Origin of the sequence: Pseudomonas sp. ICMP 561 (genome assembly GCF_002699985.1) — a bacterium.
Classification (GTDB): domain Bacteria; phylum Pseudomonadota; class Gammaproteobacteria; order Pseudomonadales; family Pseudomonadaceae; genus Aquipseudomonas; species Aquipseudomonas quasicaspiana.
On record NZ_LKBT01000070.1, the window covers coordinates 35,313 to 50,589 of the forward strand.

Here is a 15,277-nt window from a genome sequence, read left to right on the forward strand (position 1 = left end):
ACGGCCCACGCCTGTTGCTTGAGTTGATTAATCGGTGTCTTTCGGCGCGTGGGCGTTTGCGCCAGGGACCTTTGGCGCATGCCCCTGATCGTCCTGCTGACCACCGGTCTGCGCCTGTTCTTCGCGGGTTTCTTCAGTGCGCTCCTGATGGTCAGCAATGTCCGCCGGGTGCTGCTGGGGATCGTTGAGATTGTTGCCTGGGAGGTCGCGTTTGTCTTGAGGCATTTGGGTCGTCCAGAGTTTGAGGCTAAAAGTCACAGGATTACGATCAGGGTGGGCTACTGATCGTTCCATCCAATGCATCCATGTGTCGATTCATACGCTTCGTCGGCTAATGATCATTCAGTTCAAACCCGCTGGCCGCTTTCACGGTCATCCATTTGAGTCGTGCGATGTCGCGAGGCAGATGCTCGATCTGTAGGAGCTGCCGAAGGCTGCGATGGATGTTGGTATGGCAAAGCATCCGCCTCGCAGCCTTCGGCAGCTCCTACAGAAAGTGCATTCAATACCTTTTGTTTAATAGGGCATTTCGGTGAATCACGTAGGAATGGTCTTACAGTCTCCTGGCCTGTTGTGTGGGCTTTGAGATTGGCTGTTTAATCCGTTTTTTCATGACCCACTCACAAGCTTGACAGGGAGCAAGCAGATCCATGATCGAAATCGGTAGGAGACTAAGGCAGGAGCGCAAGCGTCTGGGGCTGTCCCAAAAAGAAATGGGTGAGCTGGGTGGAGTCGCCGCCAATGCGCAGGGCAAGTATGAAAGCGGAGAGCGTGCGCCCAGAGCCGACTATCTCGCGGCCCTGGCGAAGGCGGGGGTAGACGTCTTGTTCGTGCTCACCAGCCGTCGTTCAGCGCGGGTCCAGATTGACAGCGCCTTCAGTAAAGTTGACGCCGTGCCCATCAATTCGGAGTTGCTGTTGGTCGAAATCCAGCAGGCGGTGCGGCACTTTGTGTCGACTATAGAAGGGCTGTCCAGCGCCAGCGAAGCACAGCGGGAAAGCCCGAACGTTGAAGAGAAAAGATAGCGCGCTATCGAGGTTGTCGTTCAAGAGCGCAGGTGCAGCAGGAGCTGAAACATCAGGCGCTGCCTGAGGATTCCGCCAGCACTTTTTCCGCGAGGCTCTGGAGATAAATGGCCAGCGCTACCTCTTCATGGCGCAAGCCTTTACGTTGTCGGGACTTCGGTATCAGCGCAAGCTCTCCCAGCAAAAAGCCTTCCAGCACAGCAGGATGGATGTAGCACTTGCGGCAGACAGCCGGGGTATTGCCCAGTTGCCTGGCGACCTGCTTCACCATATCGACAATGTGTTTTTTTGCGTCGGCCTCCGGTTCCCAGTGCAGTTTGCGTAGGGTGGCGAGTGCCAGCGCGCTGCCTGCCCAGGTTCGGTAGTCCTTCGCTGTGAAATCCGAGCCCGTGAGCTTTTGCAGGTACGCGTTGATATCTGAAGAACTCACGGTATGGCGCTCGCCGTTGTCATCCAGGTACTGGAACAGGTTCTGACCGGGCAATTCCATGCAGCGTTTGATGACCTTGGCCAGGCGTCGGTCAGTCACATTGATCTGGTGCTCGACGCCGCTTTTGCCGCGAAACTGGAACAGGATGTCGTTGCCGTGTACTTCGACGTGCTTGTTGCGCAGCGTGGTCAATCCGTAGGAACGGTTATCCCGTGCGTACTGGCTGTTACCAATACGGATCAGCGTGGCATCAAGCAACGAGACAACCGTGGCCATGACCTTGTCCCGGCCAATCCCGGGTTCGGCGAGCTGAGCTTCGATCTTCTTGCGGACCTTGGGCAAAGCCAGACCGAATTCGATCATGCGTGAGTATTTGTTCTGATCGCGAACTTCCCGCCACCGTGCGTGATAGCGGTATTGCTTGCGTCCGCGCGCGTCGCGACCCGTGGCCTGCAAGTGCCCGCGCGGATCGGGACAAATCCATACATCGGTATAAGCCGGGGGGATGACCAGTGAGTTGATTCGTTTGATTTCCGCTTCGTCACGAATCCGTTGGCCGTCTTTGTCGAAGTAAACGAACTTGCCCCGCAGGATCTTTCGGCTGAAACCCGCCTGGGTATCCTCAACGTAATGCAGGTCCGGCGGCAGTTGGTCGATAACGGTCGAGTCAGGCATGGGTTCAATCCACAGGGCAGGTAATTGGATTGACCGCGCTGTTTCTCAAGGGTGCCCAGTATTTACGCTCAGGCCAGCACCGCTACCGATTTGATCTGCGCCCAGAGCTGTCGCCCCGGCGCGAGCTGCAACTGATCGCGGGAATAGCGGGTGATACGTGCCAGCAACGGCGTACCGGCTGCGTCGAGACGGACCAGCACATGCGCGGCATTGTCTGCGGGAATCTCGCTGACAACCGTGACCGGCAAGCGATTGAGAATGCTGCTTTGGTGGTCGGGTTCCAGACTGAGGCTGATGTCCCGGGCTTGAACCTTGAAGCGCAGCGCTTTACCTGATGGCAGTGGCGTATGGGCAAGACGCATTTGCAGGTCGCTGTGGGGCAGGGCGACGCTGAGTAATTGATACTCGGCATTGTGGGCAATCACCGTGCCTTCAATCACTACGCCCGCGTCGTCGCCCATGGCCATGGGCAGATCCAGCCGCGCCAGGGTTTCACCAATCGGGCCGCTGGCCAACGCCTTGCCGTCGCTCATCAGCACCAGATGATCAGCCAGCCGCGCCACTTCGTCCTGCGAGTGGCTGACGTAGAGCATGGGGATGTCCAGCTCATCGTGCAGGCGTTCCAGATAAGGCAGGATTTCGCTTTTGCGCTTGCTGTCCAGGGCTGCCAGCGGCTCATCGAGGAGCAGCAGGCGCGGGCTGGTCAGCAGCGCCCGGGCAATACCGATCCGTTGCCGCTCACCGCCGGAAAGTTTGTCGGGGCGTCGTTCGAGCAAGTGCTCGATACCCAGCAACTGCGTCGCATGCTGCAGATCCACATGACGCTGATCGGCGGGAATGCGCCGCAGGCCAAACTCCAGATTGCCGCGCACGGACAAATGCGGGAACAGGCTGGCTTCCTGAAAGACATAGCCCAGGGCGCGTTTGTGTGGCGGGACGAACAGACCGTTGGCCGTGTCCTGCCAGACCTCGTCGTTGATCTGGATAAAACCCTGTTCAGGCTTTTCCAAGCCTGCGATGCAGCGCAGGCAGGTGGTCTTGCCGGAACCCGAGTGTCCGTAAAGCGCTGTCACGCCGCGGCCGGGTAAAACCAGATCGACGTCCACGCTGAATTCCGGGTACTTCACCTGCAGACGGACCTGAATCTCTGAACTCATGAATCAGCTCCAGGCCGTTTTGGTCTTGCCGCTGGAATAGAGCGCCAGAAGAACCAGGAATGAGAACACCACCATTGAGCCAGCGAGCCAGTGGGCTTGCAGGTACTCCATGGACTCTACGTGATCGAAAATCTGCACTGACACGACGCGGGTTTTCTCGGGGATATTGCCGCCGATCATCAGTACCACGCCAAATTCACCCACGGTATGCGCGAAGCCAAGAATCGCACCGGTAATAAAACCGGGTTTTGCCAAGGGCAATACCACGCTGAAGAAGGTGTCCCAGGGATTGGCTCGCAAGGTTGCGGCCACTTGAAGTGGACGCGTGCCGATGGCAGCAAAAGCGTTGTGCAGCGGCTGCACAACGAAGGGCATGGAGTACAGCACCGAACCGATGACCAGACCAGGAAAGCTGAACGTCAGCGTTCCCAGGCCCAGACTTTGAGTCAACTGACCGACAGTACCGTTGGGGCCGAGCAGCAACAGCAGGTAAAACCCGATCACCGTCGGCGGCAACACCAGAGGCAGGGCGACAATGGCGCCGACAGGGCCTTTGAGCCATGAGCGAGTGTGTGCCAGCCACAGGGCGATGGGCGTGCCGATGACCAGAAGAATCAAGGTGGTCAGCGACGCCAGTTTCAGGGTCAACCAGATTGCAGCAAAGTCGGTACTGTCGAGCGGCATTTTACAGTTGGTATCCGAAGGACTTGATCACGGCAGCCGCTTTAGGACCTTTGAGGTATTCAATCAGCGACTTGGCAGCGGCGTTGTCTTTGCCTTTGTTGAGGATCACAGCGTCCTGTTTGATCGGATCGTGCATCTCGGCCGGTACGATCCACGCGGAACCGCCGGTCACTTTACCGTCTTTGTAGATCTGCGACAGCGCCACGAAACCCAGCTCGGCATTGCCCGTGGAAACGAATTGATAGGCCTGAGTGATGCTTTGGCCTTCAACGATTTTCGGTTTGGTTGCATCAGTCAGGCCCAGCTTGGCCAGTACCTGGGTAGCAGCGAGGCCGTAAGGCGCGGCTTTCGGGTTGGCGATGGACAGATGCTGGTATTGATTTTTCTTGAGGACGTCGCCTTTGGCGTCCACGTAGCCTTCCTTCGCGGACCACAAGGCAAGGGTGCCAACGGCGTAGGTGAAGCGTGAGCCTTTGACGATGTCGCCCTCGTTTTCCAGCTTGGCCGGGGTGCTGTCGTCGGCGGAGAGGAACACTTCGAACGGCGCGCCGTTCTTGATCTGGGTGTAGATCTGGCCGGTGGAGCCGAATGACGCCAACAGCTTATGTCCGGTGTCAGCCTCGAAATCCTTGGCGATGGCCTGAATCGGCGCGGTGAAGTTTGCGGCAACTGCGACCTGGACTTCGTCAGCGAAGGCGGGGCCCATCGCCAGTGCGACGATGACACCCGTCAGGGATTTGAAGGCGAGGCTTTTGTGAAACGTGCGCATTGAAAAGCTCCATGGCTTAGTCGTTATCCGAAAGACCTCGATATTGGCCGTTCGCTATATAACGGAATATATAGCGAGGCCGGGCACCATGGAAGCTAAGTTTATAAACGGGTCAGTTTTTCCAGCGCCTGATTGGCAATCAGTCGGGTCAGATCTTCCGCACCTTGTTCATGCTTGATCCCGACCGCCTGGCCAGCCCAGAGGTTCATGAAATCGCCGTTGCCCTGCGGTTCGGCAATCGCTCGCAATGGCATGAGGGCGCCTCCGGCCAGAGGGAAGGCCGGTGCCAAAGGGCTCATCGGGCCCAGCTCCGACATGATCCGATTGACAATGCCCCGGGCCGGGCGGCCGGTAAAAATATTGGTCAGCGCGGTCTGGCTTTCGTCAGCGGTCCGCAGCGCCTGATAGTGAGGCTTGCTGACCTTGGTTTCCGCGCAAAACAGGTAAGCCGTACCGACCTGTACGGCTGATGCGCCCAACATGAAGGCGGCGGCGATCCCTCGCCCGTCAGCGATTCCCCCGGCGGCAATCACCGGCACGCTGACCGCATCGACGATCTGCGGTACCAGGGCCATGGTCCCCACCTGTGTGTCCAATTCAGTGCTGAGGAACATCCCGCGGTGCCCGCCAGCCTCGTAGCCCATGGCAATGATTGCGTCGCAGCCTTGTGTCTCCAGCCAGACGGCTTCTGCGACAGTGGTGGCGCACGCAATGACCTTGGCTCCGGTGGCCTTGACCCGCAAAAGCAAGGCGGTTTCGGGCAGGCCGAAGTGAAAACTGACCACTTCAGGTTTCAATGCTTCGACCAGCTCACAACTGACACCATCGAAAGGCGCTCGGCTGGAGACAGGTGTCGGTGCGTCATAATCTGCGCCGAGCTCCTGGTAGTAAGGCTGCAGCGCTTCCTTCCAGCGTACGTGGCTTTGCGGGTCATCCTGCGGTGGCTGGTGGCAGAAGAAATTGAGGTTCAGCGGGGCAGTGCTGTGCTGACGGATGAGGGCCACTTCATCGCGAATCTGCTGCGGGCCCAGCATCGCACAGGCAAGGGAGGCCAGGCCGCCCGCGTTGCCTACCGCAATGGCTAGTGCCGAACCGCCAGCACCCGCCATGGGCCCAAGAAGAATCGGCAGTTGAATGCCAAACAGGTCGAGGATACGGGTATCAGGCCAGGCGCTCATAGACGGCTCCATGCGATGTGGTTGAAGGGCTTTTTGAATAGCTGTTCGAGGCGCTATTGAGCGTCGGCGCGGGGCGTTTGGCAACCACCGGGGTAAGCGTATTGACATAAAAGACGATCGGTCTAATATTGCGCATCATGAATGCACCTGAATTGAAACGCCGTCCAGGCCGCCCGCCCAAGGTCGACAGAGAGAACTTCGAGACCCGTGAAGCGCTGATTCGCTGCGGCACCGAAGTGCTCACCGAACAGGGCTTCACGGCCACTGGCATCGACTACATCCTCAAGCGGGTTGGCGTGCCCAAGGGCTCGTTCTATCACTACTTTCCCAGCAAAGAAGCCTTCGGCCATGCGGTGCTGAACAACTACGCCGGTTACTTCTCGCAAAGGCTTGATCGCTGGCTGCTGGATGAAACCCTGACTCCACTTGAGCGTCTGGTCGGCTTCGTGCAAAACGCCAAGATCGGTATGGCGCGTCATGATTATCGCCGCGGCTGTCTGGTGGGCAACCTGGGGCAGGAAGTCTGTCTGTTGCCGGAAGGCTTCCGGGACATCCTGGAAGGCATCTTTCTCGACTGGCAAGCGCGCTTGAGCGCGTGTTTTCGGGCTGCTCAAGCCCATGGCGAACTGGCTCGCGGTGCTGACTGCGACGAGCTGGCGGCGTTCTTCTGGATTGGTTGGGAAGGTGCGGTGTTGCGGGCGCGTCTGGTTGCCAGCGATGCGCCACTCAACACCTTCATCACGGGGTTTCTGCGCGGGCTACCGCAATGAACCTTTTTCGCTATTAAAAGACGATCGGTCTAAATTGGAGGCACCCATGTTCAAAGGCATCCTCATCGAAAAAGACGACAACGGCTATCGTTCAAGGCTGGCTGAGTTGAGCGAGGATTCGCTGCCCGAAGGCGACGTGACAGTGGACGTCGCCTACAGCACGCTCAATTACAAAGACGGGCTGGCAATTACCGGTGATGGGCCAATTGTGCGCAGTTTTCCGATGGTGCCGGGTGTCGATCTGGCTGGCACCGTCACTGCCAGCAGTGACCCTGATTTTGCAGTGGGCGACCAAGTGGTGCTCAACGGCTGGGGAGTCGGTGAAGGGCATTGGGGCGGGCTGGCGCAGAAAGCCCGCTTGCAGGGCAAATGGCTGATCAAACTGCCCGACACGTTCAGTGCTGCACGAGCAATGGCCATCGGCACCGCCGGTTACACGGCAATGCTCGCAGTGATGGCGCTGGAGAGTAACGGCGTAACCCCTGACAAGGGTGATGTGCTGGTCACCGGGGCCAACGGCGGCGTGGGCAGCTTTGCGGTGGCGATCCTGTCCCGACTGGGATATCGGGTGGTGGCATCCACCGGGCGTTTGAACGAAACCGCTTACCTTGAACAATTGGGTGCGGCTGAGGTGATTGATCGCAAGACCCTGTCCGGGCCGGGTCGTCCGTTGAGCAAGGAGCGTTGGGCAGGCGCCATTGATTCGATCGGCAGCCACACCCTTGCCAATATCTGCGCCGCCACGCGCTATCGCGGCACCGTCGCTGCGTGCGGGCTGGCCCAAGGCATGGACTTTCCGGCGTCTGTGGCGCCATTCATTCTGCGTGGGATCACCCTCGCGGGCATCGACAGCGTCACCCGTCCTCGTGCCGACCGGATCGCCGCGTGGGAGAGGCTGGCGACCGACCTGGATCTATCGTTGCTGCCACTGATCAGTCGTGAAATCGGCTTGAGCGAGGTGGTCGATACTGCGCCGAAGTTACTGGCGGGTGAGGTCAGGGGCAGGGTGGTGGTGGATGTGAACCGGTAGGAGGTGTCCCCGACACAGCGCTGTCGTGCAGCAAATATGCCCCCCTGTAGGAGTGAGCTTGCTCGCGATAGCGTCAGGCGGGCGGTAATTTCTCAACGGGTCTACCGCTATCGCGAGCAAGCTCACTCCTACAGGGGCCGGTGTTTGGAGCGCAATAGCGGTGTCCTGCGGATCACTGGCTTTCTTTGAGCGGCAGCGCAACGCCGGGCTCTCGTGCCAGTTCAATCTCCCGATCCAGCAACTGCTGCTTGCGCTCAACGCCCCATCGATACCCTGAAAGACCGCCGTCGCTGCGCACTACTCGATGGCAGGGAATGGCCACTGCCAGTTGGTTGGCACCGCAGGCCATTGCCACTGCACGGAAGGATTTCGGGGCGCCGATGCGCTGAGCGATTTGCGCATAACTGGCGGTGCTGCCAGGCGGAATGTCTTTGAGCGCCAGCCAGACCCGTTGTTGAAACGCCGTGCCCCGCATGTCCAGCGGAAGGTCCAGGCCCAGGTTCGGCGACTCGATGAAGCCCACCACGTTGGCGATCATCTGCTCGAAGTCATCGTCAGCCCCGACCAATGTGGCCTGGCGAAATTGATCCTGAAAGTCCCGCACCAGCACTTCGGGGTCATCGCCGAGCAGAATGGCGCAAACGCCGCGCTGACTTTGAGCCACCAGAATCGAGCCTAATGAGCACTCACCGATGGCGAAGCGAATCTCTGTGTCGTTACCGCCCTGACGATACTGGGCCGGTTTCATGCCGAGCAGCGCATCCGATGCAGCGTAAAAACGGCTGCTGGAGTTGAAACCTGCATCGTACAGCGCGTCGGTGATCGAGCCGCCCGAGCTCAGTTGCTGGCGTATCCTTTTTGCTCGATGCGCATCGGCGTAAGCCTTGGGTGTCAGGCCGGTGACGGTTTTGAACACCCTGTGGAAGTGGTACGGACTTAGCCCCGCATCCTGCGCCAGCGCCTTGAGGCTGGGCGCCGACTCAGCCTGTTCAATGCAGCGACAAGCGCTGGCCACCAAGGCGGCATGCTGTTGAGCAACGTGGCTTTGGTCGGCGGCTATGCGTTTGCTGGGCCGATAACCGGCCGCTTCCGCCTGCTCCGGGTTATCAAAAAACACCACATTGTCCGGGTTGGGCAGTCGCGACAGGCTGCTCGGGCGGCAATACACGCCGGTTGTCCGCACGCCATAGACAAACTGCCCGTCAGCCGACGCATCCCGGGCCAGCACTGAGAGCCAGCGCGGATCATTTTCAGTGGCCGAAGAGGACGATCTGTTGCGAGTCATGAGCCGATACCTTGCACCGATACAATGAGTTCCAGCTTATGCAGTGGCCGAAGAGGCTGCACTCCGAGTCTTGCGGTCAAACTCGACCTATTCGGCAAGCATCGGCGGCAATGTTCCCAGCAGTGACACCGCCGCCAGTGCAGCCATGCTAAACAGGCATTCGACCACGATGCTGACTCGCACAATGTCGAGGCGTAAGACGTGGCGACTGAGCATCAACCTGTTGAACAGGGCCAGCGCCAACATGCACAACACCATGCTCACTTTGACGGCGAGTACCAGACCGAAGCCGGAAAAAGCTGGCGCAGGCCACGGCGCGCCACTCATGACACGGACGTTGATCAGCCCGGTCACGATGATCAGCGCCACCATGAAGTACCCAAACCCGCCAAAACGTAGCAGGACGGCCCGCATATCAATCTCTGCGTGGCGGCCCTGCACCAATAGCAACATCAGCAACAGGCAAAGGCCACCCAGCCAGGCGCCGACCGAGAGCAGGTGAACGAACTGATTAAGGATCAACATCCCGCCATAGATGCCGTCGAACATCGCCACATGCCCAACAGGGGCCAACGTAGCCAGAAGCAGGGTTGCGAGTAGCAGGCGCAATGTGGGAGGCGGGCTACCCGGCCTGATTAGCAGCAACAGCAACAGCAGATTCAGGCCCATATGCCAGGCCCAGAACTTGCCGAATGATGTGTGGCTCAGCACCAGAAGCAGGGTCTGTGGGTCAACGCTCTGCACCCAACTGCCTGCCATGCTCGCGGCGGTCAGCATCAACCAGGCAATGGCGCTGATCAGCGCTGACCCGGCAAGCCAGCGCATTACCCCATCGGGCAGCAGATGTCTGCCGCGCGCGAGTCGTGATCGCAGCAACAGGTCGTGGGACAGGTACATTCCGAACAGCGTCAACAGCACCCAGAAGTGCACAAAACGACACAGGATGAGTGCGGTCTGCATGGATCAGGGGCTGACAGTAAAACTGTAGCTGCCTTCGCTTTTATGGGTATCAACCGAGACGGCGTGCCATTCAACTTTGTAGTCGCCTGCAGCCAAAGGTGCTGCGGGTGTCACGATCAGGGTTTTCTTGTCCGCCGGGTCGGTTGCGATCGCCGGAACCGGTTCAACCATGTTTTTTCCGCTTTTCGCGGTTGAAGTGATGGTGACCTTGGTGAATTTCTCTTCGACACCTTCCGAGAATTGCAGGCGCAGCTCTTTTGGGCTGGTGACAGTGCTTTTAGCCGCGGGCAGTTGACTCTCAAGATGCGCGTGAGCGGAAGCGTTTGCAGTCACGGTCAGGGATGCGAGAACGGTAAAGGTTGTGAGGATGTGCTTGAAGCGTTGGGCAGACATCAAAAAATTACCTGTATGCGGAAGCTGAATGTGCGCTTTGAATCGGCAGTCGATGGGCTAATAGACCAGAAACTGCCGTGCGACTCCAGTGCTGAGCACCACATCGGGGCAAAACCCCCAAAAAAAAGCCACCGCACAATAAAGTGGGGTGGCTGAAAGTCTTAACCAAAGGAGTGATGAAGCGGGAGCATCAATCTGGCGCTTTCTGATGCGGAGTCAGAAAGCGATTGAAACATGTTCTTCATCGCCACCAACACTAACACCGGCCGGAAGATTTGGACTATTACGAAAGTTGATAGTGACTATTATCGGTTTTGCATGATGGCTCTTCGGCGTGATTTATTGCAGTTTCGATTATTTAAGAGTAACTCTTCGATGAAATTCTTTCATGTCAATAACGCGGTTTTTCGTTGTATTTCGTGGTGTTTCTAAATGGGTAGTCCTGCCGCCACATAAAAGTCGTACGTGCCCAGTCATTATATGTTGTTGAGAAGGCTTCGCTCCCCGAAGCAACTGAGACCTGTAGGTGCTGTTGCGCTCTCATCAAACTTAAGATAACTAACTTGATTTAAATGCGTTTTCTGTTGGAGCGAGGCTTGCCCGCGAACCAGTCGACTCGTTAGCCAAGCGCACCGCGTTAACGTTCTTCGCGGGCAAGCCTCGCTCCAACAGATCCCGTGTTTGCTACGAAAAAACCGGGACTGCTCCCGCAGAAAAGCTTTCTGATAGATGCATTGGTTTATAAGAGCTAACCCATGTAGATAACGATAAAAACCTCGCTCGAAGCGCGACCCTGCCGCCCTGAAAATCTAAAAATTCGATACGCAGCTGCTGTTATATCAATGGATCAGATAGCCACTTTTCGTCGTCGATAGCATGCTCCTGGCCATCAATTAGCCACGGAGGCTGAACATGCAGAAGTTCGAAATACTTCGACAAACCCGCTTCGATAATCTCGTCCATGAGTACGGCCTGGATGGCAGTCGTTTACTGCCATGGGAGGGCTATCCCATGCCGTTCGCCGGGGGCTGGTGCGTCGTCCGGCCTGGAACCAGCAGTGAAGCGCATACCCAGATCGATCAGGAAATCTTCATCGCCATCAAAGGCCGGTGCCGACTGATCGTGGGCGAGCGTGAGCTGGAGTTCGGCGTGGGCGATATCGCGGCGATTCCGAAACACACCAATCACTACATCATCAATGACTCGCAAGAGGACTTTCACTTCTACGTGGTCTGGTGGGACATGAACTACGTCAATGACTTCGTCGCTCAGCACAGCGAAACCACGGGGTACCTGAATGACTAGGTTCGTTGTCACCATCACGCCGCCGACCCCTAATGGCGACCTGCATATCGGGCACATCGCCGGGCCTTTTCTGGGGGCGGATGTGTTCACCCGGGTCCAGCGCCAAAAGGGTCACGATTGCGTACTGGTTTCCTACTCCGACGATTACCAGTCGTACATGCTGCGCAAAGGGCTGGAGCAGGGCATGGATCCGGTGGAACTGGCCGGCCGCAATTCCGACCGGATTGAAGCGTCGCTGGCGGCGATCAATATCAGACCCGACAACTGGATGCGGCCCCACGGTAACGCGTTCTTCGCTGATGCGGTGCGAGAGGTTTTCGACAAGGCCCGTGAGGCGGGTGTTATCGAATTTCGTGACTCCAGCGAAGCGTACTGCCCGGATTGTGACGTCTGGGGCTATGAAGCATTCGCTCGTGGTATGTGTAACTACTGCGGTGCCGAGTCCGATGCCAGCCAGTGTGAAAACTGCGCTCAGGCTCCCGACTCCGAACTGATGACCGGACTGCGTTGCAAGCTCTGCAGTGAGCCGGTTCAGTGGCGCAACAGCCATCGGGCATTCCTCAAGCTGGCGCAGTTCAAGCCCGCGTTACGCGACAGCCTGCTCAATCGCAAATGGCGCAAACCGCTGGACAGCTGGCTGCCCGAGACGCTCGAACATCTGCACGACTGGGGCGTGACACGACCCGGCGACGCGGGGCTGGATCTGGCCGAAGGTGATTCGTGCCGGGTACACACCTGGTTTATGGGGCTGGCCGGTTACATGGCCGCGTTCCGCGAACATGCCGCTCAGACAGCCGAACCTCAACTGTTCCAGCAGTACTGGCAATCGGGGCAGGGCACGCTGGTGCATTTTCTCGGTTTCGACTGTGTGTTCAGCCACGCGGTGGTCTACCCGGCCTTATTGTCGGTGCTGGACGATCTGCAAATCCGCCAACATTTCATGCCCAACCAGTTCCTCAAGCTTGATGGCCTGAATCTATCCACCAGCCGCAACCATGCGATCTGGGTAGCCGATCTGGCACGGCAGGCCTGTGCCGACAGCGCCCGGCTGTATCTGGCGAGCATTGCGCCGGAGGAATGCGAAGGCGATTTCCGTCTGCAGCATTTCCTGCTCTGGCGCGAAGCTCTGTTTGGCGATTTTTTCCCTGCTTTGCTTGAGACAGGTGCGCAGCAACGCGGCAGTTGGTGGAGCGGCATGTGTGGACCTGACGCCGGATTGCTCGAAGCGCTGCGGCTGCAATGGATCAAGGCCACCCAGCCGGAACAGTTCTCCATGAAAACCATGGCGAGCGTGCTCCTCGACGTTATTGCCATCGCCCGTATCCGTCTGGGCGAAGGGCGCCCGGTCAGCCACTTCGCGGCGTTCATCGCGGTCACCGGTGAGGCGCTGATCCCCGACACCGCAGCACGCATCGTCGAGTCATTCGAGCTGCCGCTGGACAGGGTCAGCGCAACGATTCTCACCGGCTCGGCCGCTGAATACTGCATTTGAACGGACGCACACCTCATGTTGATGGACTATGACGTCGCAGTAATCGGCGCGGGCATTGTCGGCGCCAGTATTGCGGCCCGGCTAAGCACCGCCGGGCTGGCTGTGGCCTTGATCGATAAGGGCGCCGCAGGCGCTGGCGGAGCGAGTGCGCTTTCCGGCGGACTGGTGCGGCTGTATGACCCTGATCCACTGTTGATGGACCTGGCTGCGTTTTCCATCGACCTGATGGACGACGGTATTTTCGCCAACACATACGCCCGGGCCTTGCGGCGCAGCGGCGCCATTTACCGCGCTGCGCCTGAGCAAATGGACAACCTTTGCCGAGCCATCGAGCAACATGCCAGCCCTCGTTATCCCATGCGCCTGATTGCCAGTCGCGAACTGGATGGCGTGCAGCTTCCACGTTGCCCGGATCAGGCGCGGGTCAATCTGTACGAGCCGCATGCCTGCATCGGCAATGTGCGGCTGGCGACTCAACTGCTTGCAGATGTCGTGCGGCGCAATAGCCTGTTGCTGGAGCATTGCGAAGTACGCGCCATTGATTGCAAATCACCTCGCGAGGTCCATATACGGCTGGACGAAAGCAGTCTGCGCTGTCGTGCGGTAGTTGTGGCGGCCGGTGGCTGGAGTCGGCAATGGATACCGGGTCTGCAACTGCAAACCCGCTCCATTCCGCTGGCCCGGGTGCTGACCGACACAGAATGCCGCATGCCGCTGATTGATGCAGTCAGCCAGAGTTACCTGATCCCTCTGACCCGTCAGGTGGTGCAGACCGGCTGTGGCTTTCGCGACACGCAGCAATCCCCGGATGATCTGCCACCCACCGACCTGCGCAATCGGCAAAACGCTGTTGAGCGGGTGCGCCAGCTCACCGGCTGCATCCACCCTCAGGTGCTTGACGTGCTGCCGGGGTTTGACAGCTACAGCCTTGACGGTCGCCCGCTGCTGGGCTTTGTCGGGGAAGACAGTCCGGTGTTCCTTGCCAGTGGCATGTCCGGCCTGGGCTTCAAGTTCGCTCCGGGCATCGCTCAGATAGCTTTTGAGCAGATGCAAAGCCGCCTGCTGGGTCAGGAAGCCAGCGCCGGCTGGTCGGCACTTTCCTCGAGGCGTGCCATGCAACATGCAGACGTTGTCGCTGGAGTGCAGCCATGACGATGTTCAAAGTCGGTGTGTCGGCCTTGTTTAACCCTGCGGACACCCCCCACGCCAGAACTTTTCTACGGGCGATGTGCGTAGCGCGAAACTTCATACCTGCGCTGGCTCAGGTGCAGTGGCATTTTCTTGATGACGGCGCCAATCGTGTGCGTGCCGAGCAGGTCGCGGAGCAGATGGTGGCCGCCGACGTCGATCTGATGATCGGCCATTTTTCATCCGACGCGGCGGTCAGCGCGGCACCTGTTTATCGGCAAGCGGGCATTCCGCTGCTGACCCCGGCGGCGACCATTGATTGCCTGACGCAAGACCATCACAACGTGTTCCGTTTTTGCCCCTCGGACCGGCAGCTTGCCAGGGATCTGCTTGGCTGGATCGCGGTTAAAGGCTGGCAGACCGTGCACATCAGCGCCGATCACAGTGCTCACGGACAAGCCCTTGCCAAGGGTATTGCCCGGGCCGCGAGGGATTACGGCATACACCAGACCGACGAGCGCGAGCAGGCGCAGGTGGAAGTATTTGCCGGACGCCTGCGCAGCAGTCGCGAGCACTGGCAGCGACGTCGCGCCCAGGGCAGTCAGCGGCCGCTGATCCTGACCGATGACGCCGCTTCGCCCTATCTGGGCAACGCCGCTGCGGACGATTGCAACACCTGGGTAATCGGCTTCGGCAATGCCGAAACCGAAGCGCAGCCATGTCCGGGCACCTTGCAGTACACGGCGCTGTTCGGAACAGCCGCTGAAACTGCTCCTGAAACCTACTACCGCGAAAGCCTGCTGCTGTTCCACGTGCTGGGCGTATTGGCCAGCCGCAATTGGCGTCGAGCCGAGCTGCTTCATGCGCTCAATCACACCACCTTCAACACGCCGTTGGGCGAGGTCAGTTTCGACCAGGGTGAGCGCCGGGGCGCATTTAACACCCTCTGGCGGGTTGGCCCTCAAGGGCTGCTAGCCATTTCCGAATAGCAACGCC

17 protein-coding genes are annotated in these 15,277 nt (G+C 58.8%); 7 read left to right on the forward strand and 10 right to left on the reverse strand.

Going from position 1 to position 15,277, the window contains the following annotated elements; genetic code table 11:
* Positions 1-27 precede the first annotated feature (27 nt).
* Positions 28-225: a hypothetical protein gene (locus AO242_RS28245; protein ID WP_099271273.1), complete on the reverse strand. Its 198-nt coding sequence runs from the start codon at positions 223-225 to the stop codon at positions 28-30.
* Positions 226-650: 425 nt separating this feature from the next.
* On the opposite strand from AO242_RS28245, the gene AO242_RS28250 reads away from it, so the two are divergent.
* Positions 651-1,025: a helix-turn-helix domain-containing protein gene (locus AO242_RS28250; protein ID WP_099271274.1), complete on the forward strand. Its 375-nt coding sequence runs from the start codon at positions 651-653 to the stop codon at positions 1,023-1,025.
* Between the two features lie 52 nt (positions 1,026-1,077).
* Here the strand turns inward: AO242_RS28250 and AO242_RS28255 are convergent, their stop codons facing one another.
* The 6 genes from AO242_RS28255 to AO242_RS29515 form a co-directional block, all read right to left on the reverse strand.
* Positions 1,078-2,130, reverse strand: a complete 1,053-nt coding sequence (locus AO242_RS28255) for a DNA topoisomerase IB (RefSeq protein WP_099271275.1) — start codon at positions 2,128-2,130, stop codon at positions 1,078-1,080.
* Positions 2,131-2,198: 68 nt separating this feature from the next.
* Positions 2,199-3,287, reverse strand: coding sequence for a molybdenum ABC transporter ATP-binding protein (modC, locus tag AO242_RS28260; RefSeq protein WP_099271276.1), 1,089 nt, complete (start codon positions 3,285-3,287; stop codon positions 2,199-2,201).
* 3 nt (positions 3,288-3,290) lie between these two features.
* Positions 3,291-3,971, reverse strand: a complete 681-nt coding sequence (modB, locus tag AO242_RS28265; RefSeq protein ID WP_099271277.1) for a molybdate ABC transporter permease subunit — start codon at positions 3,969-3,971, stop codon at positions 3,291-3,293.
* Between the two features lies 1 nt (position 3,972).
* Positions 3,973-4,677: a molybdate ABC transporter substrate-binding protein gene (gene modA, locus AO242_RS28270; protein ID WP_373562269.1), complete on the reverse strand. Its 705-nt coding sequence runs from the start codon at positions 4,675-4,677 to the stop codon at positions 3,973-3,975.
* A 164-nt stretch (positions 4,678-4,841) separates the two neighbouring features.
* The gene (locus AO242_RS28275; protein ID WP_099271279.1) at positions 4,842-5,918 is read right to left on the reverse strand and encodes an NAD(P)H-dependent flavin oxidoreductase; all 1,077 of its coding nucleotides are present in this window, start codon (positions 5,916-5,918) and stop codon (positions 4,842-4,844) included.
* Positions 5,902-6,057, reverse strand: a complete 156-nt coding sequence (locus AO242_RS29515; RefSeq protein ID WP_164706067.1) for a hypothetical protein — start codon at positions 6,055-6,057, stop codon at positions 5,902-5,904. The genes AO242_RS28275 and AO242_RS29515 overlap by 17 nt, the downstream gene beginning before the upstream one ends.
* Here AO242_RS29515 and acuR point away from each other — a divergent pair.
* On the forward strand, positions 6,056-6,688 hold the full coding sequence (gene acuR, locus AO242_RS28280; protein WP_099271280.1) for an acrylate utilization transcriptional regulator AcuR: 633 nt from the start codon (positions 6,056-6,058) through the stop codon (positions 6,686-6,688). The two genes, AO242_RS29515 and acuR, sit on opposite strands and share 2 nt — an antisense overlap.
* A gap of 46 nt (positions 6,689-6,734) precedes the next feature.
* A complete protein-coding gene (gene acuI / locus AO242_RS28285; protein WP_099271281.1) occupies positions 6,735-7,718 on the forward strand; it encodes an acrylyl-CoA reductase (NADPH) in 984 nt (327 codons plus the stop codon).
* Between the two features lie 172 nt (positions 7,719-7,890).
* Here the strand turns inward: acuI and ada are convergent, their stop codons facing one another.
* From ada to copC, 3 genes are all read right to left on the reverse strand, one after another.
* Positions 7,891-9,003 (reverse strand): bifunctional DNA-binding transcriptional regulator/O6-methylguanine-DNA methyltransferase Ada, encoded by a 1,113-nt coding sequence (gene ada / locus AO242_RS28290; RefSeq protein WP_099271282.1) that lies wholly within the window; start codon positions 9,001-9,003, stop codon positions 7,891-7,893.
* 87 nt (positions 9,004-9,090) lie between these two features.
* A complete protein-coding gene (gene copD / locus AO242_RS28295; RefSeq protein WP_099271283.1) occupies positions 9,091-9,963 on the reverse strand; it encodes a copper homeostasis membrane protein CopD in 873 nt (290 codons plus the stop codon).
* A 3-nt stretch (positions 9,964-9,966) separates the two neighbouring features.
* Entirely contained in the window at positions 9,967-10,356 is a 390-nt protein-coding gene (gene copC, locus AO242_RS28300) for a copper homeostasis periplasmic binding protein CopC (protein WP_099271284.1), read from the reverse strand.
* 912 nt (positions 10,357-11,268) lie between these two features.
* Here copC and AO242_RS28305 point away from each other — a divergent pair.
* From AO242_RS28305 to AO242_RS28320, 4 genes are read left to right on the forward strand one after another with little or no spacing between them, the layout of a single operon-like run.
* Entirely contained in the window at positions 11,269-11,661 is a 393-nt protein-coding gene (locus AO242_RS28305; protein ID WP_099271285.1) for a cupin domain-containing protein, read from the forward strand.
* Entirely contained in the window at positions 11,654-13,153 is a 1,500-nt protein-coding gene (locus tag AO242_RS28310; RefSeq protein WP_099271286.1) for a methionine--tRNA ligase, read from the forward strand. The genes AO242_RS28305 and AO242_RS28310 overlap by 8 nt, the downstream gene beginning before the upstream one ends.
* Positions 13,154-13,168: 15 nt before the next feature.
* The gene (locus AO242_RS28315) at positions 13,169-14,305 is read left to right on the forward strand and encodes an NAD(P)/FAD-dependent oxidoreductase (protein ID WP_099271287.1); all 1,137 of its coding nucleotides are present in this window, start codon (positions 13,169-13,171) and stop codon (positions 14,303-14,305) included.
* Positions 14,302-15,270, forward strand: a complete 969-nt coding sequence (locus AO242_RS28320) for an ABC transporter substrate-binding protein (protein WP_099271288.1) — start codon at positions 14,302-14,304, stop codon at positions 15,268-15,270. Before AO242_RS28315 ends, AO242_RS28320 begins: the two co-directional genes overlap by 4 nt.
* The last annotated feature ends 7 nt before the right edge of the window (positions 15,271-15,277 follow it).